The 21,912-nt window shown below is 69.6% G+C and carries 19 protein-coding genes; 13 read left to right on the top strand and 6 right to left on the bottom strand.

Annotated elements, in window-relative coordinates:
* Positions 1–117: 117 nt before the first annotated feature.
* The 3 genes from OG266_RS15325 to OG266_RS15315 all read right to left on the bottom strand — a co-directional run bounded on the left by OG266_RS15325 (position 118) and on the right by OG266_RS15315 (position 3,152).
* On the bottom strand, positions 118–366 hold the full coding sequence (locus OG266_RS15325; protein WP_371546185.1) for an exodeoxyribonuclease VII small subunit: 249 nt from the start codon (positions 364–366) through the stop codon (positions 118–120).
* A 9-nt stretch (positions 367–375) separates the two neighbouring features.
* Positions 376–1,584 carry an exodeoxyribonuclease VII large subunit gene (xseA, locus tag OG266_RS15320; protein WP_329545711.1) on the bottom strand — a complete coding sequence of 403 codons (1,209 nt, stop codon included), beginning with the start codon at positions 1,582–1,584 and terminating at the stop codon, positions 376–378.
* A 176-nt stretch (positions 1,585–1,760) separates the two neighbouring features.
* Positions 1,761–3,152: an APC family permease gene (locus tag OG266_RS15315; protein ID WP_371546183.1), complete on the bottom strand. Its 1,392-nt coding sequence runs from the start codon at positions 3,150–3,152 to the stop codon at positions 1,761–1,763.
* Between the two features lie 97 nt (positions 3,153–3,249).
* Between OG266_RS15315 and OG266_RS15310 the strand changes: the two genes are divergently transcribed.
* The gene (locus OG266_RS15310) at positions 3,250–4,254 is read left to right on the top strand and encodes a 4-hydroxy-3-methylbut-2-enyl diphosphate reductase (protein WP_266454926.1); all 1,005 of its coding nucleotides are present in this window, start codon (positions 3,250–3,252) and stop codon (positions 4,252–4,254) included.
* 96 nt (positions 4,255–4,350) lie between these two features.
* Entirely contained in the window at positions 4,351–5,097 is a 747-nt protein-coding gene (gene ppgK, locus OG266_RS15305; protein WP_266454923.1) for a polyphosphate--glucose phosphotransferase, read from the top strand.
* 190 nt (positions 5,098–5,287) lie between these two features.
* Here ppgK and OG266_RS15300 read toward each other — a convergent pair whose 3' ends face one another.
* Entirely contained in the window at positions 5,288–5,704 is a 417-nt protein-coding gene (locus tag OG266_RS15300) for a DUF6542 domain-containing protein (protein ID WP_371546180.1), read from the bottom strand.
* Positions 5,705–6,043: 339 nt separating this feature from the next.
* On the opposite strand from OG266_RS15300, the gene ychF reads away from it, so the two are divergent.
* From ychF to OG266_RS15250, 10 genes are all read left to right on the top strand, one after another.
* The gene (gene ychF / locus OG266_RS15295; RefSeq protein ID WP_266454917.1) at positions 6,044–7,132 is read left to right on the top strand and encodes a redox-regulated ATPase YchF; all 1,089 of its coding nucleotides are present in this window, start codon (positions 6,044–6,046) and stop codon (positions 7,130–7,132) included.
* A gap of 206 nt (positions 7,133–7,338) precedes the next feature.
* Complete coding sequence (locus tag OG266_RS15290; RefSeq protein ID WP_371546178.1) at positions 7,339–8,754, top strand: ATP-binding protein; 1,416 nt, start codon at positions 7,339–7,341, stop codon at positions 8,752–8,754.
* Positions 8,755–9,430: 676 nt separating this feature from the next.
* The gene (locus OG266_RS15285; RefSeq protein WP_371546176.1) at positions 9,431–10,420 is read left to right on the top strand and encodes a helix-turn-helix domain-containing protein; all 990 of its coding nucleotides are present in this window, start codon (positions 9,431–9,433) and stop codon (positions 10,418–10,420) included.
* Positions 10,421–10,699: 279 nt separating this feature from the next.
* The gene (locus OG266_RS15280) at positions 10,700–10,966 is read left to right on the top strand and encodes a hypothetical protein (protein WP_371546175.1); all 267 of its coding nucleotides are present in this window, start codon (positions 10,700–10,702) and stop codon (positions 10,964–10,966) included.
* A 76-nt stretch (positions 10,967–11,042) separates the two neighbouring features.
* Positions 11,043–12,131 carry a hypothetical protein gene (locus tag OG266_RS15275; protein WP_371546173.1) on the top strand — a complete coding sequence of 363 codons (1,089 nt, stop codon included), beginning with the start codon at positions 11,043–11,045 and terminating at the stop codon, positions 12,129–12,131.
* Between the two features lie 53 nt (positions 12,132–12,184).
* A complete protein-coding gene (locus OG266_RS15270) occupies positions 12,185–13,048 on the top strand; it encodes a DUF3592 domain-containing protein (RefSeq protein WP_371546172.1) in 864 nt (287 codons plus the stop codon).
* A 151-nt stretch (positions 13,049–13,199) separates the two neighbouring features.
* Positions 13,200–14,129, top strand: coding sequence for an ABC transporter ATP-binding protein (locus tag OG266_RS15265; protein ID WP_371546171.1), 930 nt, complete (start codon positions 13,200–13,202; stop codon positions 14,127–14,129).
* Positions 14,129–14,965: an ABC transporter permease subunit gene (locus tag OG266_RS15260; RefSeq protein WP_371546170.1), complete on the top strand. Its 837-nt coding sequence runs from the start codon at positions 14,129–14,131 to the stop codon at positions 14,963–14,965. Before OG266_RS15265 ends, OG266_RS15260 begins: the two co-directional genes overlap by 1 nt.
* 23 nt (positions 14,966–14,988) lie before the next feature.
* Positions 14,989–16,344: a sensor histidine kinase gene (locus tag OG266_RS15255; RefSeq protein ID WP_371546168.1), complete on the top strand. Its 1,356-nt coding sequence runs from the start codon at positions 14,989–14,991 to the stop codon at positions 16,342–16,344.
* Positions 16,341–17,009: a response regulator transcription factor gene (locus tag OG266_RS15250; protein WP_326720873.1), complete on the top strand. Its 669-nt coding sequence runs from the start codon at positions 16,341–16,343 to the stop codon at positions 17,007–17,009. Before OG266_RS15255 ends, OG266_RS15250 begins: the two co-directional genes overlap by 4 nt.
* Before the next feature lie 3 nt (positions 17,010–17,012).
* Here OG266_RS15250 and OG266_RS15245 read toward each other — a convergent pair whose 3' ends face one another.
* Positions 17,013–18,212: a serine hydrolase gene (locus tag OG266_RS15245; RefSeq protein ID WP_266454891.1), complete on the bottom strand. Its 1,200-nt coding sequence runs from the start codon at positions 18,210–18,212 to the stop codon at positions 17,013–17,015.
* A 228-nt stretch (positions 18,213–18,440) separates the two neighbouring features.
* Between OG266_RS15245 and OG266_RS15240 the strand changes: the two genes are divergently transcribed.
* On the top strand, positions 18,441–20,678 hold the full coding sequence (locus tag OG266_RS15240; RefSeq protein WP_371546165.1) for a DEAD/DEAH box helicase: 2,238 nt from the start codon (positions 18,441–18,443) through the stop codon (positions 20,676–20,678).
* On the opposite strand, the gene OG266_RS15235 is transcribed toward OG266_RS15240, so the two are convergent.
* Complete coding sequence (locus OG266_RS15235) at positions 20,675–21,778, bottom strand: pyridoxal-phosphate dependent enzyme (RefSeq protein ID WP_371546163.1); 1,104 nt, start codon at positions 21,776–21,778, stop codon at positions 20,675–20,677. The two genes, OG266_RS15240 and OG266_RS15235, sit on opposite strands and share 4 nt — an antisense overlap.
* Between the last annotated feature and the right edge of the window lie 134 nt (positions 21,779–21,912).

Below are 21,912 nucleotides of genomic sequence, written 5' to 3'. Positions count from 1 at the left end.
CAATGACGACAGTACGTCGATGAAGTTTAAGGTTCAACCAAAAGCGGGGCATCGTGATCCGCTTCACAGACGCCGGTGTTGTTTTGCCAGGGAGCGGGCCTACAGGAAGCGTGGCTACTAGGACTCCGCGCCGTCCCCGGCCCCGTCCTCGTCCCCTTCGCCCTCTTCCTCGGCCAGCGCCGCGTCCAGCCGCGCCCGCGCCCCCTCCAGCCAGCGCCGGCACACCTTCGCCAGCTCCTCGCCCCGCTCCCAGAGCGCGAGGGACTCCTCCAGGGTCGTGCCGCCCGCCTCCAGCCGGCGTACGACCTCGATCAGCTCGTCCCGCGCCTGCTCGTACCCGAGCGCCTCGTCCACCTTGCTGGTCATGCGCCCACCCTATGCATCGACTCGTACGGAGAATTCACCCTCGGCGACCCGCGCCCGCAGCGGCTCGTCGGCCGTCACCTCGCCCGGGTCACGCACCACATGGCCGTCGGCCTTCTGCAGCACCGCGTAACCCCGCTGGAGCGTCGCGGCGGGGGAGAGGGCCACCACGCGCGCGCGGGTGTGCGTCAGCTCCGAGTCGGCGCGGTCCAGGAGATGGCCGAGCGTGCGCCGGCCGCGGTCCAGGAGCGAGGCGACATGGTCCGCCCGCTCGTCGACCATCCGGTGCGGATCCTCTATCGAGGGCCGGGCCAGCGCGTGCGCCAGGCCGCGCTCCTCGCGGTCGATGAAGGCATGGACGCTGCGCCGCGCCCGGTCCCGCAGCAGCCGCACCCGCTCGTACTCCTCGCCGACGTCCGGCACGACCTTCTTGGCCGCGTCGGTCGGCGTGGACGCGCGCAGGTCGGCCACGTAGTCGAGCAGCGGGGTGTCCGGTTCGTGTCCGATGGCCGACACGACGGGCGTACGGCAGGACGCGACCGCCCGTACGAGCTGCTCGTCCGAGAACGGCAGCAGGTCCTCCACGCTGCCGCCGCCGCGCGCCACGATGATCACGTCGACGTCCTCGATCGCGTCCAGGTCCTTCACGGCCTGCACGACCTGCGGCACGGCGTGCACCCCCTGCACGGCGACGTTGCGGACGTCGAAGCGGACGGCGGGCCAGCGGTGCCGCGCGTTCTCCAGCACGTCACGCTCGGCCGCGGACGCCCGCCCGCACACCAGCCCGATGAGCTGCGGCAGGAAGGGCAGCGCCTTCTTGCGCTCCGGCGCGAACAGCCCCTCGGCGGCAAGGGACTTCTTCAACTGCTCCAGACGGGCGAGCAGTTCACCCACGCCCACCGGCTTTATCTCGGTGGCCCGCAGCGACAGCTGCCCCCGTGGCGCGTACCACTCGGGCTTCGCGAGTACGACGACACGGGCGCCCTCGGTCACCACGTCGGCCACCGCGTCGAACACCTGCCGGTAGCAGGTCACACTCACGGAGATGTCGTGCGACGGGTCACGCAGCGTCAGAAACACGACGCCCGCGCCCGGACGCCGCGACAACTGGGTGATCTGCCCCTCGACCCACACCGCCCCGAGCCGGTCGATCCACCCGCCGATGAGCCGCGACACCTCACCGACGGGCAGCGGAGCCTCTGCGGACGTGTTGAGAGCCATGCCGCGAGAGTAGCCGCAGGCTCGGACAACACGGCTGCACGATCCAGCCCGTCCGGCGTTTGAGGACGAGGCCGTTCAGGCCGAAAGCGGGGGTCTGGGGGCGGCAGCCCCCAGGTACGCGGCGGGTAGGGGCGGAGGGGGCGAAAACCCACACGGCCGGCCCCAACGCCGGCCGACTAACCAGCCCCCTCGCCGCCCCGACCTCGCTGTCCCACCAGCACCGCCAGCCCCACCGCCAGCCAGATCGCCCCCACCACCTGGGCCGTCGCCGACGCCTCGACGATCACGGCGATGGTGATCGCGGCTCCGACGACCGGGACCAGGATGTGCCGCCACCACACGACAGGCCCACCCCGACGGCGTACGACGAACCAGCCCACCACACTCGCGTGCAGCAGCGTGAAGGCGGTCAGCGCACCGATGTTGACCACCGACACCAGGTGGTCGAGTCCGTCGTCGCGCCGGGCCGCCCAGACCGCCGCGACCAGCGTGATGACCGCCGCGCACAGCAGCGCAAGCCTCGGCACCCCGGAGTCGGTCTTCGACAGGACCCGCGGCAGCCGTCTGTCGCGGGCCATCGCGAACACCAGACGGCCCGCCGCGGCCTGCCCGGCGAGCGCCGCGAACGCCGCTCCGATCGCCTTGCTCACGGCCACCAGGTCGTGCAGCCAGGTCCCGACGGAGGCGTCCACGGCGTCGTAGAAGGCCGATCCCTGCTTCTCGGGATCGGCGGCGAGCTGATCAGACGTCGTCGGCTCGAGAAGCGCCACCAGGTAGGTCTGCGCCACGAACAGCACACCCGCGAGCACCAGGCAGAACAGCACCGCCCGGGCCACCTTCTCCGAACCGCCCGTCACCTCTTCCGCGAAGGAGGCGATCGCGTCGAAGCCCAGATACGACAGGACGGCGACCGACACGGCGCCGATGACCGCCGACAGCGCGAACGCCCCCTGGGTGCCGTCACCCGACAGCGGCGACAGCCAGCCGCGCTCGGCCCCGTCGCGCGCGAGTACGACGACCGCCGACACGACGAAGACAAGAAGGACCACGATTTCCATCGCGAGCACCAGGAAACCGACCCGGGCGGCCGCCCGTACACCCCACAGGTTGAGCAGCGTCGTGACGACCACGGCGAGCGCGGTCCACACCCACCGGGAAACCTCCGGGACCAGCGCGTTCATCGCGATCCCGGAGAAGAGGTACGCCACGGCCGGGATGAGCAGATAGTCCAGCATCGCCATCCACCCGGCGATGAACCCGGCCTCTTTTCCGAGGCCCACGCGCGCGTAGGCGAACACCGAGCCCGCCTGGGGGACCACACGGACCATCTGGGCGTAGCTGAAGGCGGTGAACGCCATCGCGACGGTGGCGACGACGTAGACCAGGGCCACGGCCCCGTGCGACTTGGCGTCCAGGGTTCCGAAGATGCCGACGGGTGCCATGGGGGCGATGAACAGCAGCCCGTAGACGACCAGGTCCCGGAAGCCGAGACTGCGCCGCAGCCCGCGTTCCTCACCGGTACCACCGGCGTCACCGGCCGCTCCGGCCGAGGTCTGCGTGTCGGACATCCGTGCCTCCCGAGAGTCGCGACTGGCCCCACCCCTCCCAGCTCCCCAACAGTCTCCCCAAGGAGGCGATCTTTGACCTGCCGAGCGCGGCCTTACGATGGGAGGCATGACTGCTTCGCCTGGCCGCCGTGTCCTGCTCGCCGCCCCCCGGGGCTACTGCGCGGGTGTGGACCGCGCCGTGATCGCCGTCGAGAAGGCCCTCGAGCAGTACGGGGCCCCCATCTATGTCCGCCATGAGATCGTCCACAACAAGTACGTCGTGCAGACCCTTGAAAAGAAGGGTGCGATTTTCGTCGAGCGGACGGCGGAGGTCCCCGAGGGGTCCATCGTCATGTTCTCGGCGCACGGCGTCGCCCCTGTCGTCCACGACGAGGCCGCGGCCGGAAAGCTCGCGACCATCGACGCGACCTGCCCGCTGGTCACCAAGGTCCACAAGGAAGCCGTCCGCTTCGCGAAAGAGGACTACGACATCCTCCTGATCGGGCACGAGGGCCACGAGGAAGTCATCGGCACCTCCGGTGAGGCACCCGAGCACATCACGCTGGTCGACGGCCCCTCGGACGTCGCCAAGGTCGAGGTCCGTGACCCGTCGAAGGTCGTCTGGCTCTCCCAGACCACGCTGTCGGTCGACGAGACGATGGAGACCGTCGACGCCCTCAAGAACAAGTTCCCGCAGCTCGTCTCCCCGCCCAGCGACGACATCTGCTACGCCACGCAGAACCGCCAGATCGCGGTGAAGAAGCTCGCCGAGGACGCCCAGCTGGTGATCGTGGTGGGCTCGAAGAACTCCTCGAACTCGATCCGCATGGTCGAGGTCGCCCTGGACGCCGGCGCCTCCGCCGCGCACCTGGTGGACTTCGCCTCAGAGATCGACGAGGCCTGGCTGGAGGGCGTCACCACGGTCGGTCTGACCTCCGGCGCCTCGGTCCCGGACGTGCTGGTCGACGGAGTTCTCGAGTGGCTGGCCGAGCGTGGCTACGGCGACGTGGAGACGGTGAAGACGGCCGACGAGTCGATCACCTTCTCGCTGCCGAAGGAGCTGCGCCGCGATCTGCGTGCGGAGGCGGCGGCGCTGGTGGCGGAGCGCACCGGAGAGAAGTGACCGGCCGGGCGGTCGCGGGGCGTCCGGACGTGAAGGTTCCGGCGCCGTACGCCGTCCGAGAAGTGACTGTCAGTCGCAGGACGTAACGTGGGATCCATGCAGATCTTTGGTGTGGACATCGGTGGTTCCGGGATCAAGGGCGCTCCTGTGGACCTGGACCGCGGCGAGTTGACGGAAGAGCGCTTCAAGGTGCTCACTCCGCATCCCGCGACGCCCGACTCGGTGGCGGACGGCGTGAAAGAGGTCGTCGGTCACTTCGGCTGGACGGGCCCTGTCGGCATCACCTTCCCCGGTGTCGTCACCGGCGAGGCCACCATCCGTACGGCTGCCAATGTCGACAAGGACTGGATCGACAAGGACGCGCGCGCCCTGCTCAGCGGGCGGCTCGGCGGCCTTCCGGTGACGGTGCTGAACGACGCGGACGCGGCGGGCGTCGCCGAGATGCAGTTCGGCGCGGGCCGCGACCGCCAGGGCACGGTCATCCTCCTCACCTTCGGCACGGGCATCGGCAGCGCGCTCTTCATCGACGGCGTCCTCGTGCCGAACACGGAGCTGGGCCATCTGGAGCTGGGCGGCCACGACGCGGAGAAGCGCGCTTCCACCAAGGCCAAGGAAGACCACGAGCTCACCTGGGAGCACTGGGCGCGCCGGGTCACGAAGTACCTCGCCCACCTGGAGATGCTCTTCTCCCCCGAGCTCCTCATCATCGGCGGAGGCGTCAGCCGCAAGGCCGACAAGTTCCTGCCCCTGATCGAGGGCATCAGGGCCGAGATCGTCCCGGCGCAGCTGCAGAACAACGCGGGGATCGTGGGGGCGGCGATGAGGGCGGCGAAGGCGTCGTAAGCCCGCTGGGCGGGGCTTTTCAGAGCTGGACCTCGTAGCGGGGCGAGTCGGGTGGCTGGGGTGGGAAACCCGCCGCGAAGCGGCGAAACCCACAGCGGACCTCAGGTCGTACGCGCGGACCTCAGGTCGTCGTACGCGCGGACCTCAGGTCGTCCTACGCGCGGACCTCAGGTCGTCGTACGCGCGGACCTCAGGTCGGACGACGACGCACAGGGGTCTGCGCCCGGCGCTGAGCGGCGCGTCGGCTCATGAGCCGAACCTTCCGCACGGTCACGATGAGCCCCGCGACCAGCGTCCCCCCGTACAGCCACCCCGCCTCCACGGCGAGCGTGGTGACCAGCCCCATCAGCCGGCCCCCGACCCCGCCCCCGCTGTCGTCGGCGATCGGCAGCAGCCCGAAGGCGAAGGCGATCGGCACGACGACCGGCGCGCTGACGAGGTCACCCCGCCGCACCCACACCGCGGTCAGCGCGCAGACCGGCAGGAACAGCACCCCGTAGACCACCAGCGAGGCCCCGAACAGCAGCTGGTCGAGGCAGCCGAGCGCGAACATCAGCGCACCGCAGAACAGCCCGCTGCCCAGCCCGGTGAGCCGGGGATTCGGCATCCGCCGCACCGCCTGGACGACCGGCGGAACGGGCCGCCGGGAGACCCCCGCGCCCCGCCGGACAGCATCCGCCGCACCCCGCCCGGCCTGCGACGGGAAGGGCGTGCCGCGAGGTGGTCTCTGCTGCGGTCTGTACTGAGGGGGACGCGTCCTGTGTTGCTCCACTGGACCAACTTAGGTCGGTTTATGTGTGGAATAGGCCTTCAGACACGCCGTAGGGGAGACCTTGGCCAAGCGTTCGATACGTCGCCGGTGCGGGACCCCGCACGCCGTAGACTGGTGGATCGGCCCGCGCTCTCCGGGGGCCCTCGCCCATCCTCACGTACGGGAAGTCGCAACGTGTCGCTCACGATCGGAATCGTCGGTCTGCCCAATGTCGGCAAGTCGACCATGTTCAACGCCCTGACCAAGAACGACGTGCTCGCGGCCAACTACCCGTTCGCCACGATCGAGCCGAACGTCGGCGTGGTCGGCGTCCCCGACGCGCGCCTCGCGAAGCTGGCCGAGATCTTCGGCTCGCAGAAGATCCTCCCCGCCACCGTCGACTTCGTCGACATCGCGGGCATCGTGAAGGGTGCCTCCGAGGGAGAGGGCCTGGGCAACAAGTTCCTCGCGAACATCCGCGAGTCCGACGCGATCTGCCAGGTCATCCGCGCCTTCAAGGACGAGAACGTCGTACACGTCGACGGCAAGGTCTCGCCCAAGGACGACATCGAGACGATCAACACCGAGCTGATCCTCGCGGACCTCCAGACGATCGAGAAGGTCCTGCCGCGCCTCCAGCGGGAGTCGCGCATCAAGAAGGACATCGGCCCGAAGGTCGCGGCGGTCGAGGCGGCCCAGGCGATCCTGGAGAAGGGCGACACGCTCTTCTCGCAGGGCATCGTCCAGGGCTCGGGCAACGAGGAACTCCTCCACGACCTGCACCTCCTCACCACCAAGCCCTTCCTCTACGTCTTCAACGTCGACGAGGACGAGCTGGTCGACGAGGACTTCAAGACCGAGCAGCGCGCCCTGGTCGCCCCCGCCGAGGCGATCTTCCTCAACGCCAAGCTGGAGGCGGACCTCGCCGAGCTGGACGAGGAAGAAGCGATGGAGCTCCTGGAGTCGGTCGGCGTCGAGGAGCCCGGCATGGCGACCCTGGCCCGCGTCGGCTTCGACACCCTCGGCCTCCAGACCTACCTGACGGCAGGCCCGAAGGAATCCCGCGCCTGGACCATCAAGAAGGGCGCCACCGCCCCCGAAGCCGCCGGTGTCATCCACACCGACTTCCAGAAGGGCTTCATCAAGGCCGAGGTCATCTCCTTCGCCGACCTCGTCGAGACCGGCTCGGTCGCCGAGGCCCGAGCCAAGGGCAAGGCCCGCATGGAGGGCAAGGACTACGTCATGCAGGACGGCGACGTGGTGGAGTTCAGGTTCAACGTGTAGGCGCATTTCCAGCACGTCGTGTTTGCTGAAAGCGCAGGTCAGAGGGGGTCGGCTCGCCTGGGTCGGCCCCTGACACTTTCCCGTGCCGGGATAGTGCTGGGACATCTGACGAACCGCCATGTTTCGTCGCGCATTGCAAGCCCGCTCGATGCTAACGTTTGAGTTACTAACATTGACGTTAGTTTCATGCGTGGAGGTCGGCAGGCGTGGTGGACTTCGTAGGCCGTCGGCAGGAGCTGGCGACGCTGGAGCGCGAGCTTCAGAAGGTGGCGGTAGGTGTCGGGAGTGAGCGCCCGGGCCGTTGCGTGATGCTGCGCGGACGACGCCGAGTAGGAAAGTCGCGGCTCGTCGAGCGGTTTGCGGAGCAGTCCGGGGCGCCATTCTTGTTCTACGCCGCCATCGGTGCGTCCCCCCGAGACGAGCTGGCACGGCTGGCCCGGGATGCCCAGGCGTCGACGCTGCCCCTGGCGCAGCTGGTGGCTGCCGCGCGGCCGGAGAGCTGGGACGCTGCGTTCGATGTGCTGGCCGCGGCGCTGCCTGCCGACCGGGCGAGCGTGCTGGTCATCGACGAGGTTCCCTACCTGATGGATACCGACGGCGCCTTCGAGGGGATGCTGCAGCGTGCCTGGGATCGCGTCCTGGAGACCAAGCCGGTGCTGCTGGTCCTGATCGGCTCGGATCTGTCGATGATGGAGGCGCTGAACAGCTATGGGCGCCCCTTCCACCAGCGCGGCCGAGAGATGGTGCTCGGGCCGCTGAACCCTGCCGAAGTAGGGCGGATGCTGGGACTGGATCCGGCGGAAGCCTTCGACGCCGCGCTGGTTACCGGCGGGCTGCCGCTGATCTGTGCGGAGTGGCCGCACGGCGCAGGGCTGTGGGATTTCCTCGGCGAGGCACTGCACGATCCGGTCTCGGCACTGCTGGTTTCCGCTGAGCGCTCACTGGCTGCGGAATTCCCGCCGCAGGCCCAGGCGCGCTCGGTGCTGGCGGCCATCGGCAGCGGCGAGCGAACCTTCACCAACATCGCCCGCGCGGCCGGGATCGGGGCCACGCCTTTGCAACGGGCGCTGGAACTGCTCACGGAGAAGAGGATGGTGGCTGCGGAACTCCCCGTATCCCTGCGGCCCTCGAAGGATCGCCGCTATCGGGTGACGGATCCCTACCTGCGGTTTTGGCTGCACCTTCTCGGCCCCTCCATGGAGGAGATCGAGCGGGGACGAGGCGATCTGACCTTGGCGCGGATCCGGGAGAACTGGACCAGTTGGCGCGGTCGGGCCGTCGAGCCGCTCATCCGCGAGGCGCTCGCCCGGATACTGCCCGACGACCAGCTGCCTGCGGCCCCTGCGGTGGGCGGCTACTGGACCCGCACCAACGACGTCGAGATCGACATCGTTGGTGCGGACCGCGCGCCCATCGCCAAGGAGCTGCTGTTCGTCGGTTCCATCAAGTGGCTGGAGCAATCCCCCTTCGACCGGCATGACCTGGCAGTCCTCCACCGCCACCGGGCTGCGCTCACCCCCGATCCCGTCCTGGTTGCGGCGGTCTCGCGCAGCGGAATCGACTGTCCGGGACTCGACGCCTCCTATGGCCCTTGCGATCTGCTGACGGCATGGCCGCTGTGAGCGGCAAAATCCTTGAGAGCCAACGCGGTTGGCGTCGGGGCAGGTCGGCGACCTGGGTAGTCGTGTGAGGGCCTGTGCCAACGGTCGCGAATCGCCTGTTGGTCGCTGGAGTCGGCGTCCTGCTGACAGGCGATGCTGCGACCTTGGCAACTGAGAAGGCCTGGCAGCAGCGCGAGAAGCCCGCCTGCTGGCGGACGCGCCGGGCCGGCTAATGGTAGAGCCGGGTGGCAGGCCGTTGACGCGACCGCCCTCCAGAGGCCCTGCGGGAGTTGGAGGCGGGCACAGAAGGGGGAAGCCTGTTGCAGTCGGAGGGGCAAGGGCCACGCGCGACGGACACCGACCCGGGTGGTCAGCTCGGTCTCTGGGGCTGATGTCGGCGGATGTCTCCGCCTTGTCGGCCGGTGCCGTCGCATGTATACGGTTCGGCTTCGGAATTGCGATCGCGTGCGGTGGTTGGCGATGTCGTTCGCGAGTCCTCCACCGGCAGGGCGATGTCGCTGTGCGGAGCTACGGAGGACCAGAAGGGACCGGTGCCCCTCACGGATAGGAATTAATCCGATATGGAGAGGCAAACATTGTTCACGCGATTGGATGACTCCGTTTGGTAAGGGCCTTTGAATCTTCATGGACCGGCATACTTTGTCACGGGTGGCTGGTGAAGAATGGGGCTTGAGTCATGCCGGATGTTTTTGATCGCATCGAATGGAACGTTCGCCAGGGCTTCGGGGGAATGCCGGTTTGCGTGCATGTGGGAGATGTGAATGAGTGTGAGATTAAGCGTCATCCCATTTATCCGAAGTTCCGCTCCGAGGTGATCTCCGCAGGAGTCCGGTCAGCGGCCAGTTCTCGCCTGTGGGAGTCCCTGATTGCCATGGGAAGGCTATGTGATCTGGATGGCGACGACACGTGGCGACTAGTCATCCTCGACTGCATCGTTCCATGTTTCCGCTCACTGTCTTCGAGGATCTCCCGTGACTTCCGAGTTGAACTGGAGGAAATTCGGTCGGCCATGGTGGCAACCGCATTGGAGGTGTGGGTAGACACTGCCTCGGGCGTTCCGCCACGGCACGTCAGGGATCGAATGGCAAAGGCGGCCTTCGAGGTAGCTTTTCGGTATGGGAATTCCACCTCGTCGGAGTACTCGATGGATGACGTCGAAACATTCATCCAGCCGGAAATGTCTGCCCAGGGTTCCGTGCTTAGGGCGTCGTCGATCATCGATACTGGCAGTATCCGCGACCCGGATGTCGCAGAGCAGATCAGGGGTGAGCGACTCGGGGCGCTGCTTCAGAGGGTGGGTTACTCCGACGCCGTGCAGGGATTTCACGAAGATCTGCGCACTGGTCGTCGTTCAGGGTCGGTCAGTCAGGTGGTGAGGGCATCGAATCTGTCGCGATCCCGGATTTCCAGCCAGAATCTCTACTACTATGCCTCTGACCTCTACCCCTCGTTCGTTGGGCTCCAGGAAGCCGCAGACGTGATGGGAATCTCTATTTCTGGCGCACATCGCCTCATTCGGGCAGGCCAGTTTCCTTTCCCTGTGGCGAGGGCAGGGCGGAGCTACAAGGTTTCCGTCAAGGCCCTCATGCACTTCAAGGATATTCCGGATGTCATCGTCCATGTCGACGACATTGAGAATGGAGCTCTCCATGCGAGCGGCGGCTAAGGACACCCATGGAAGTGGTGCGGGGCTGGCAGCCTCCACGGTGACAATCCCGCACGGGGCATCCGGATATGCCAGAGGGATGCGCTGGCGGCGGACGAGGATGAGATCCCGACTCGGGCCGAGGTCGATCTGATTGCGGAGTACATCCCGCCGTGGCACCGGCTCACCGTCTAACTTCAGTCCGGCAGCGGCCAGCGTCCCAGTGAGTCCGTGACCTGCTTGGCACCGGCCCGGCGCTGGTGGTCAACCGTCAGAACAACCCCGAGATCGACCTCATCGGTGCGGACCGCGGAGCGGGTGGCCGGCCAGGTGCACTTCGTCGGGTCGGTCAAGTGGCTGGAGACCCAGCCCTTCAGCCGTCACGAGTACGACGCCTTGGTACGCGACATGCTCACCGTCCCCGGTACCGCTCCGGACACTTCACTGGTTGCGGTGTCCCGCTGGGGGGTGGTCGATGATCTGCCGCTGACCACGCGCTGGGGCCGGAAGACCTCGTACGGGCGTGGCAGCCCCGATACCCGCGGAGCCTGCGGAACCGGTCTGTGAACAGCGCGGATACGGTCTCGCAGAAGGTCACTTGGGGGGCTATCGGCCGACACCCGGGCCCGGCACAATCCCTCGCATGACGATCACCGCGGGCGCGCCGCCCACGCACAGCACTCCCGTCGCCCTCGTCCGGGGGTTTGTGACGGGTGGCGTGGTCGGGACGGCGCCGGCTGCTTTTGTCGTCGGCATCGTCATCGAGAACGTGGCGCTGATCGTCACGGGCCTGGCCCTCCCCGCGGTCTACGGGCTGCTCTACTTCCTGGCCGGCATACCTCGGCGTGCCCGGGAGGCGGCCGTCGTACCCCGCACGGCCCTTGCGATGATCGAGAGCCTGGAGGCCATCGGGAGCGAGTCGAGCGACGTACCGGTGCGGTTCGACCTCACCGTCGCACCGGACGACGTACCGGCGTACCGCGTCGAGATCTCGCAGAGCATCAACCTCGTTGAGCTGCCCGACTACCGGCCGCGCGGCATCGTGGTGGTCCAGTACCCGCCGGACCGGCCGTGGCGGGTGAGGATAGTGAAGCGGCCGACACCCGAGTGGGAGGGCCGGCTGGCCGGGGCACACCTCGACTCGGCGCCCGGGTCGGCCAGAGTGAGCGCGCCACCGGAGGGCTGTGCCGTCGGTTTCGTCGGGCTCCTGGGGCTACTCCTCGGCGCGGCCGCCGTGATCCTGCTCTTCCGCGCCGACCTGTTCGGTCAGGAGACCACCGCGCAACCGCCCTCCTCCACGCCGTCCGTGTCCTCCACCTCCTCGACCACCGTCGTGACGTCGGCGTCCGGCACCGTCACCCTCGGCCCGGGCCAGTCGTTCCTCGACAAGGGCGAACTGCGCCGCGCCATCGACTCGCTCACCCAGGGCAAGGACTCGCGCCAGGCGCTCACCGTCGTCGTGCAGGAACGCCTGCTGTCGGTCGTATTCGCTCCCACCGGCACGCAAGCCCCGCAGTTCGACCCCGATTCCCTGCCCTACGAACGCTTCCCCGCCCTGATCGAGGAAGCCAGAACCACCCTCAGCATCCACTCCCCGGAGACCTGGCAGCTCACCGCCGACCGCCTCACCGGCACCCTCACCATCAGGGTCGGCGTGACCGGCTCCGAGGGCACGGCCTCACTGGAGGCGGACGGACAGGGCGAAGTGGTGCGGCGCACCCCGGCACGCTGACCGTCGATCGGTGTGTTCGGCAGGCCGTTCCCGAAGTGGCAGGAGGAAGACGCATGGGCTGGCACGGATATCTGGCGTTGTGGTGCGGGGTGTTCGGCGCGGTGGCGCTGATCGGGTACGGGCGGTCGTCGGCCGGAGTGACCCGGACCCAGCGGATGGTCCGGGTCATGGGACGGATCGAGCAGGTGCGGGAGCCCAGACACGGCAGCTCCGGGAAGGACGGGATACCCGTGGTCGTCTCCTTCCAGGACCCGTCCACCGGGCAGGAGTTCACCGTGACGAACGACGGTGAGCACGGCGAGAGGATCACCACGGCCTGGACGGGCCGGGAGATCGGAATCCATTACCCGCGCGGGAGACCCCATGCCTTCCGGTTCACCGGCGACCTCTGGGGAGGGCGGTACGGACTCGGCATGCCGAACTTCGCGGTCTTCCTGATCTACGCCGGGCTCGTGGCCGTCGCCGCGATCGACTGGGGCTGGCCGTGGGCTCTGATCGGCTTCGGCGTGCCCTGGACCATCTCCGGCGTGTACCACGTGCCCGCGAACGCGCGTGAGATGAGCCGCCGTATCGACAGGCTGACCTCCGCGGCCCCCGTCCCGGGCCGAGTCGTCGCCGTACTCAAGGACGTCAGCGTCGACGCGGACGACGGCCACGTCCGCACCAGCCACACACCGGTCGTCACCTTCACCACCCACGAGGGCACGGCCGTCACCGCGTACTGGCCGACCGGGCTGACGGCCCCCGCCGGCCCGCACGGCCGGGACGTCACGATCCACTACACCCCCGACGACCCGGCCGTCTTCACCCCGGCCCTCGCAGACGAACACCACTCCCGGAAAGTGGACATCGTCTCCGGCGTCCTGTTCCTTCTCATCGGAGTTGCGGCGGTCGCCGTGGGAGCGATCATGCTGTGACCGACGGGGCGCGGGTGAGTGGTACCGCGGTACCACTCACCCACCGAAGATTCCCCCTGGGGCCCACGGTCCGGGACCGTCCCGCTCCTAGCGTCGAACACAGACACCGCGGCGTATCCGCGGCCGAGTTCGACGCGGGAGAGGCGCCCCCATGATCGAGGCACGTCAGCTGACGAAGCGGTACGGCGACAAGACGGTCGTCGACAATCTGAGCTTCACCGTCAAGCCCGGTGAGGTGACCGGCTTCCTCGGGCCCAACGGCGCGGGCAAGTCCACGACCATGCGCATGGTCGTCGGCCTGGACTCGCCCAACGCAGGCTCGGTCACCGTGAACGGCCGCCCCTACGCCCGGCACCCGGCGCCTCTGCACGAGATCGGCAGCCTGCTGGAGGCCAAGTCCGTCCATCCGGGGCGCACCGCGTTCAACCACCTGATGGCGCTCGCGTACACCCACGGCATCGCCCGCAGCCGGGTGGACGAGGTCATCGAACTGGCGGGGCTGACCAGCGTGGCCGGCAAGCGCGTGGGCGCCTTCTCCCTCGGCATGGGCCAGCGGCTCGGCATCGCCGCGGCCCTGCTCGGTGACCCGGCGATCGTCATGCTCGACGAACCGGTCAACGGCCTCGACCCCGAGGGCGTGCTGTGGGTGCGCAACCTCCTGCGTCGACTGGCCGACGAGGGCCGCGCCGTGATGCTCTCCTCGCACCTGATGAGCGAGACCGCGCAGATCGCCGACCATCTGGTGATCATCGGACGCGGTCGGCTGCTCGCCGACACCACCGTCGACGACTTCATCAGGGACGCAGGCAGCGGAGGGGTGAAGGTCGCCACCGCCGACACCGCCAGGCTGCGCTCACTGCTGGTCGGCCCCGGCGTCACGATCACCTCCACCTCCACCGACGAGCTCATGGTCCATGGACGCGAAGCCCGGGAGATCGGCGCCATCGCGGCCATGCACGGGGTGGCGCTCTACCAACTCACCCCGCAAGCCGTCTCCCTGGAAGAGGCGTTCATGGACCTCACCCGCGACTCCGTCGAGTACCAGAGCGCTCCGGCCGACACCGCACGAAAGGCGGCGTGATGACTGTCACCGACCTGTCCCCGGCCCCGCCCCGCACGATCGTGCGCAAGGTGACCGGACCTCGCGTGCTGCGTTCGGAGTGGGCCAAGTTCTGGACACTGCGCTCCAGTTGGATCACCCTGGGCGTCGCCGTGTTCCTGCTCATCCTCTTCGGGACCATCGCCGCCCACACCTACAGTCCCCAGGAAGCCGGGGACGGCGGCGGACCGCTCGGTCCCGACGCGGGCAGCACCGACGCCGTGAGCCTGGCCCTGACCGGCGTTACCTTCGGGTCGCTGGCCATCGGCGTGCTCGGTGTGCTGCTCTCCGCGGGCGAGTACAGCACCGGCATGATCCGCTCCACGCTCACCGCGGTCCCGCGCCGGCTGCCGGTCCTGTGGGCCAAGGCCGCCGTGATCGCGCCCGTCGTCCTGGTCCTCGCCACCCTGGGCGTCCTGGCCGCGTTCCTGCTCGGAGCACCGGGCCTGGACGGCGAGAGCATCTCCCTGTCCCTGGGCGACGACGGTGTGCTGCGCAGCCTGGCCGGCGCCGGCGTCTACCTCGCCCTGGTCGCCGTGTTCGGCGTGGCCCTGGGCATGCTGATCCGCTCCTCCGCCGGGGCCATCGCGACCCTGGTCGGCATCCTGCTGATCCTGCCCGGGCTGGCCTCCCTGCTGCCCGATTCGTTGTACGACACGCTCAGCCCGTACTTCCCCAGCACCGCGGGCCAGGCCGTCTACGCCCTGGAACAGTCCTCCGACGCCCTCTCACCGGGGGCGGGGCTCGCCGTCTTCGCCGGCTGGGTGGCCCTGGCCCTAGCCGGGGCGGCCTACCGGCTCGTCCGCACCGACGTCTGATCGGGTACGGGACAATGGTGGTCATGAGCCCGCACCACGCGGCAGCTGCCACGGACACCGGCCGGGGAGTGGCAGAGGCGTCGCTCTCCGGGTTCGACGCCGTGTGGGCGCGCCCGCTCCTGGACCGGCTGCTGGGCGACCGAAGCCGCCGGCCGGGTCTTGGCGGCCGGCACCCGTGGCTGCTCGACACCGCGTTGGTGCTGTTCATCGTGGCCATCTCCCTGCCCAACCTGATGCACAACAGCTCAACCCCGACGTCTCCCTTCGGCGACACCGAACCCGGTCCCCAGCTGTCGACCGGCATCCTGTGCCTGCTGGCCGCCGCGCAACTCGTTCCCCTGTGGTGGCGCCGCAAGGCCCCGACGACCACGTTCCTCGTGATCGCGTTCGTGTCCGTCGCGCAGTGGTCGCTGGGCGTGTGGCTCCCCACGGGGATCGCCGGGCTCGTCGCCCTGTACACCCTGGCCCGCTACGGTTCCGTGCGGGTACTGGGCTGGGCCGTCGCGCTGGCGGCCGTCGAACTGCTCCTTGCCGCCTTCGTGCTGGTCCCCGGCAGGGCCGATCACCCCATGGTCGGCGGCTTCTTCCTGCTGGCGACCGCGACGGCGGCCGTCGCGGTCGGCCTGGCGGTCCGGATCCTGCGGATGTACCTGGTGGCTCTGGAGGACCGTGCCAGACGTCTGGAGGTCGAGCAGGAGCAGCGTGTCCGGCTCACCGCCGCCGCCGAGCGCTCCCGGGTCGCCCGGGAGATGCACGACATCGTCGGCCACAACCTCTCGGTCATGGTCAGCGTCGCCGACGGCGCCGCGACCCTCGCCGCCAACCGGAGCGAGCGGTCCGCCGAGGCGCTGCGCGTCCTCGGCGACACCGGCCGTCAGGCCATGAGCGAACTGCGCCGGGTGCTGGGCGTGCTGCGCGAGGAGCAGGAGGGCGAACGCCTGCTCGGCCCGCAGCCCGGGATCCGTGAGCTGGACCCCCTCATCGCACGGGTGCGCACGGCCGGACTGTCCGTGACGTACCGGACGGTGGGTGATCTCGACGCCCTGGGCAGCGGCGTGCAGCTCACCGTGTACCGCGTCGTCCAGGAGTCTCTGACCAACACCCTCAAGCACGCGGGGACCGGTACGTCCGCCGAGGTGACCATCGCGGTAGAGGCGGAACAGGTGAGGATCAGGATCGCCGACACGGGCGTACCGCCGGGAGCACCTCCGCGCGCGAGGCCGGGAGGGCACCACGACAATCCCGGCCACGGCCTCGTCGGGATCCGCCAGCGGGCCGCCATGTACGGCGGGACCGTCGTCCTGGGGCCGGGTGACACCGGCCACGGCTGGACGGTGGATGTCGTGCTCGACGTACCGCCGGGAGAGCAACTGCCATGACCACCGTGCTCATCGCCGACGACCAGCCCCTGCAGCGCATGGGCGTCCGCATGCTCATCGAGGGGACCCCGGGCCTGGACGCGGTCGGCGAGTCCGAGCACGGCGCCGAGGCCGTCCGCATGGCCGCCGAACTCCGCCCCGACGTCGTCCTCATGGACATCCGCATGCCCGGCATGGACGGCCTCGAGGCCACCCGCCGCATCGTCGCCGCGGGCGGCCGCACCCGCATCCTCATCGTGACCACCTTCGACCTCGACGAGTACGCCTACGAGGGTCTGCGGGCCGGTGCCAGCGGCTTCCTGCTCAAGGACGCCCGCCCCGAGGAACTCGTCGCCGGCATCCGCGCGGTCGCCACCGGCGACGCCGTCGTGGCCCCCCGCCTGACCCGCCGTCTGCTGGACGCCTACGCCCACCAGGTCCTCGCACCGGCCGGCGAGCCCGCCCCGGACGATCCCCGGCTGCGGACCCTGAGCGACCGCGAACGAGAGGTCCTCGTCGCCATCGCCCAGGGCTGGACGAACACGGAGATCGCCGAGCACCTCGTCCTCACCGAGTCCACGGTCAAGAAGCACGTCGGCCGCGTCCTCGCCAAGATCGGCGCCCGCGACCGCATCCAGGCCGTGATCATGGCGTACGACGCCGGGCTGGTCAGGGCCAAGCCGTAGGGCCTAGCGCGGGGGGACCGGGCGGTCGTAGACGTTGTCCGGGGTCACGATCTCGGTGATCGCCCGGCCGAGGAGTGAGGACGGCTCGGCGCCCTCGTGGGTGATGTCGGTGTTGATGAGGATCACCAGGGTGGCCTTCTTGGAAGGCAGGTAGACGGTCACGCTCTCGTATCCGGGGATGGAGCCGTTGTGCCCGATCCAGCCGTCGGAATTGAGGATGCCGAGGCCGTAGCCCGTGCCGGGGTAGCCGGTCGGCAGCGTCTTGAGCCGCTCCTTCTGGGTCTCAGGGCTGAGCAGCGTCCCGGTGGCGACGATCCTGGCCCAGCGGCGCAGGTCGTGCAGGTCAGAGATCATCGCCCCGGCCGCCCAGCCCCAACTGGGGTTCCAGTCCGTGGAGTCCTCGACCTCGCCGCTCAGTGTCTGGTTGGTGTAGCCGCGCGGGTGCGGCTCGGGGAACTCGGCGCCCTCGGGGAACAGCGTGCGGCTCAGGTGGGCAGGGCGGAGCACCTCCCTGTCGAGGAAGTCGACGAAGCGGTGACCGCTGACCTTCTCGATCACCAGGCCGAGCAGGACGTAGTTGCTGTTGGAGTACTGGAACTGCGCACCCGGCTTGAAGGTGTTCTTGTGCTTGTAGCCGTACGCGAGCAGCTCCTGCGGGGTGAACGAACGGCTCGGGTCGCTCAACAGGTCCTGCACGAAGCCGGGGTCGGCGCTGTACGGGAACAGTCCGCTGCGCATCTCCGCCAGATGACGCAGCGTGATCCGGCGGCCGCCCGGCACGCCGTCGATGTACTTGGAGATCGGGTCGTCCAGCCGGATCCGATGGTCGTCGAGCAGCTTCAGCAGCGCGGTGACCGTGAAGGTCTTGGTCTCGCTGCCGATCCGGAAGAACGGACCGGTGGTCATCGGCTCGCCGGTGGCCTTGTCGGCGACCCCGGTCGCCCGGACGTAGTTTCCTTTGCCCGGCATCCACAGTCCGACGACGACGCCGGGGATGCCGGCCTCCTGGCGGACGTCCTCGATGGCCTTGTCCAGCCGGGCGGTCAGCTCGGGACCGAGACCGTCCTGCGGGCACTTGTGCTTGTCGCACCGGTCGACGCCCGCGGTGTCGACGGCCGTTGCGGGAATCGCTGTCATCGGGGCCAGCACCGACGCCACCAGCAGCGTTGCGGCGAACAGACGGCGGGAGGGGGTACGTCGCATGTCGGGGCACCTCTTCCAGGTCAAGGGTTCGGACGGCAACGTCACCATCCGGACCCCAGCCGGAGACCTCCGTCCGGTACGCCTTCCCGCGAGTCCACTCGTTCGGCGCCACCCGGGTTTCGGGGGCGGCCCCGGCCCGGCCCCCCGGCGGGCCAGCAGGACCACTGGCTGTCAGTGCTCCGTGGAAAGATGCGCGCATCGGGGCGGATGGCACAAGAGGGGCGCGGCATGGCGGGTGTCGAGGGGAGTGGAAGGCCGGGGAGCGGCGGCGAGGCCCCACCGGTCGGGCGGCGGGTCAGAGAGCTGGTCTCGGTGGGTGCGCGGTTGTACGAGGCCGCGCGGGCCGTGCTCGCCGATCATGCGCGGGCGCTTGACGCGGTTAGGGCGGCTCTGGCGCCGATACATGCCGAACTCGTCGGCGTGGAGCTGGAGTCCATCCCCGTCTCGCGGCTGAAGGACGTCACCGAGGGGCGGCTGCGGCTCAGCGCGCTCGAGGCGGCCGGGTTCGCGTCGGTGGGGGCGGTGTACGGGACGAGCCGGTACGGGCTGCGGCAGGTGCCGGGGGTGGGGGCGCAGACCGCCGACCGGGCGCTCGCCGCGGCGCGCCAGATCGCGCGGGCGGTGGAGGACACCGTTTCCGTGCGGATCGACGTCGATCACCCGGAGCCCCGGACGACCGCGCTGGTCATCGCGTTGCGCACACTCGTCGAGGCCGGTCCGGAACTGCGCCGGGCCGTGGACGCCGCCACCCGGCTCGACGAGCGGCTGGGTGCGCTGCTGCCGGTGGCCTGGCCTGCCAGAGGGCGGCTGCGGATGGCGCTCACCGGGAGGGAGCGGCGTGAGAGGGCGCTCGCGGCGGTCGCGGAACTCCGTGAGCTGACCGCCGACGCCGCCGCCAAGGACGTACGACTGCTGCTGGCCCAGGCGTCGGCGGACCTGCTGCGCGAACCCGCCTCCGACATCGAGGCGTGGGTCGACTTCGAGCTGCGTTCCGCGGAGTACTACAGCCAGCTCGCCGAGATCTCGCGGCAGCGTCCCGATGTCGAGGCCTCCGAGGGGTTCCTGCCGTCGGAGGTCGCCGAGCGGGTGCACGCCCAGGAGCTGGACGACACGCATCGGCGGGTCTCGTTGCGCGGCTATCAGGCCTTCGGCGCGCGTTTCGCGCTGGCCCAGCGGCGGGTCGTCCTCGGCGACGAGATGGGGCTCGGCAAGACCGTGCAGGCCATCGCGGCGCTCGCCCATCTCGCGGCGGACGGGCACAGCCACTTCCTGGTCGTCTGCCCGGCCAGCGTGCTGATCAACTGGACGCGGGAGATCGGCGCGCGCAGCACCCTGCGGGCCCTGCCGGTGCATGGCTCCGAACGGCTCGACGCGTACGAGGAGTGGCGTGAGCGCGGGGGCGTCGCGATCACCACGTACGACGTGCTGCACCGACTGCCCGGACCCGACGGCACCAAGGGTGGCAAGGGCACCAACGGCACGAAGCCGGGGATGCTCGTCGTCGACGAGGCGCACTACGTGAAGAACCCCGACACCCGTCGCTCCAAGGCGGTCGCGGCCTGGACCGGACACTGCGACCGTGTCCTCTTCCTCACCGGTACGCCCATGGAGAACCGCGTCGAGGAGTTCCGCACCCTCGTCCGCTACCTCCAGCCCGGCCTCCTCCCCAGCATCCACAACGGCACCGCGGCCGCGGGCCCGCACGCCTTCCGCAGGTCCGTGGCTCCCGCGTATCTGCGCCGCAACCAGCAGGACGTCCTCACCGAACTCCCCGCCCTCCTCCAGGTCGACGAGTGGGAGGAGTTCGGCGCGGCGGACCGGCAGGCGTACCGGAAGGCCGTCGAGGAGGGGAACTTCATGGCGATGCGCCGCGCCGGGTACGCCGGCGCGGAGAAGTCGGCGAAGCTGCAAAGGCTGCGGGAGCTGGTGGCCGAGGCGGCCGAGAACGGGCTGAAGGTCGTCGTGTTCTCCTACTTCAAGGATGTTCTGGCGACGGTTCAACAGGCCTTGGGGGAAGGGGCGTTCGGCCCGATCTCCGGTGCTGTTCCGGCCGCGCGCAGACAGCGCCTGGTGGACGACTTCACGGCCGCTCCCGGGCACGCGGTGCTGCTCTGCCAGATCGAGGCCGGCGGCGTCGGCCTCAACCTGCAGGCGGCGTCGGTGGTCATCCTCTGCGAGCCGCAGGTCAAGCCGACCATGGAGCACCAGGCCGTGGCCCGCGCCCACCGCATGGGGCAGGTCCGCCCCGTGCAGGTCCACCGCCTCCTCGCCACCGACAGTGTCGACCAGCGCCTTCTGCACATCCTCAAGAACAAGACCCGCCTCTTCGACGCCTACGCCCGCCGCAGCGACACCGCCGAACACACCCCGGACGCCGTCGACGTCTCGGACAGCGGCCTCGCCCGCCGGATCGTGGAGGAGGAACAGCAGCGCCTGGCCGGCGGGGTTTCCCGGGCGACCACCTAGTGGGCCAGCCCCGTCTTCACCCCCGCCCCGCACAACGGCACCACCGCCGACCGCTCCCCGAGCACTCCCTCGCGGACAGCCGCCCAGCACGCCACCCCCGTCGACTCCACATACAGTCCCCGCGACGCCAAGTCCGTCTGGGCGTGCCGGATCTGGTCCTCCGTCACCGTCAGGAACGTGCCGCCGGAGTCCCGTACGGCGCGCAGGATCTGGCGGGCCCGGGGCGGGCGCGGGATCGCGATGCCCTCGGCGAAGGTGGGGGCCGCGGGGGTCACCCCGACCAGGTCGTCGGCGCCCGCGCGCCATGCCTCGGCGAGCGGGGCGACCGCGGCGGCCTGGACGGCGTAGAGGGCCGGCCGCCGGTCGATGAGGCCGGCCGAGTGGAGCTCGGCGACGGCGAGGGCGGCGCCCAGGAGCAGGGTGCCGTTGCCGACGGGGACGACGATGACGTCGGGGAGGCGTCCGCCGAGGTCCTCCCAGAGTTCGTGGACGTAGGTCTTGGTCCCGGCCAGGAAGTAGGGGTTGTAGACGTGGGAGGCGTAGAACACGCCCTCCTCGTCCGCCGCCTCCCGCGCGGCCGCCGCCGTGGCCTCACGGTCGCCGTCGATCACCCGCACCCGCGCCCCGTGTGCCCCGATCTGCTCCAGCTTCTTCGGTGAGGTGCCCTCGGGGACGTATACGGTGCACGGCAGCGCGGCCCGTGCGCAGTACGCGGCGATCGCCGTCCCCGCGTTGCCGCTGCTGTCCGCGAGCACCTGCCGGGCCCGCAGTCGCAGGGCCAGCTCGGCCAGGAGTACGGCGCCGCGGTCCTTGAACGACAGCGTCGGCATCAGGAAGTCGAGCTTGGCGGAGATGCCGTCGCGGAGCGGGACCAGCGGTGTGCGGCCTTCACCCAGGCTGACCGTGGGGGCCGTCAGGGGCAGGCACTCCGTGTAGCGCCAGAGTGAATTGACCCGCCCCGCAAGGGACTTGAGGGACGCCGGGGTCGGGGCGAAGTCCAGGTCGAGCGGGCCGCGGCAGGCCGGGCAGCACCAGGCGAGCGAACCGGCGGGGACGCGTGTGCCGTCCACCGGGCAGAAACAGTCCGGCAAAGATGTCATGTGCGCAGGTTAGATGCGCCGTTTGGTGACGTTGTGTCATGGCTGGCATATGGCACCTGTGTTACGTCCCTGCAGGGCTCTTGTGCAATTCCTGTGGAAGCCGCAATCTTTCGGCTGACGCACAGGGAACGCAC

It is taken from the genome of Streptomyces sp. NBC_00554 (genome assembly GCF_041431135.1).
GTDB lineage: Bacteria > Actinomycetota > Actinomycetes > Streptomycetales > Streptomycetaceae > Streptomyces.
This window is presented reverse-complemented; position numbering and strand designations above follow the sequence as displayed.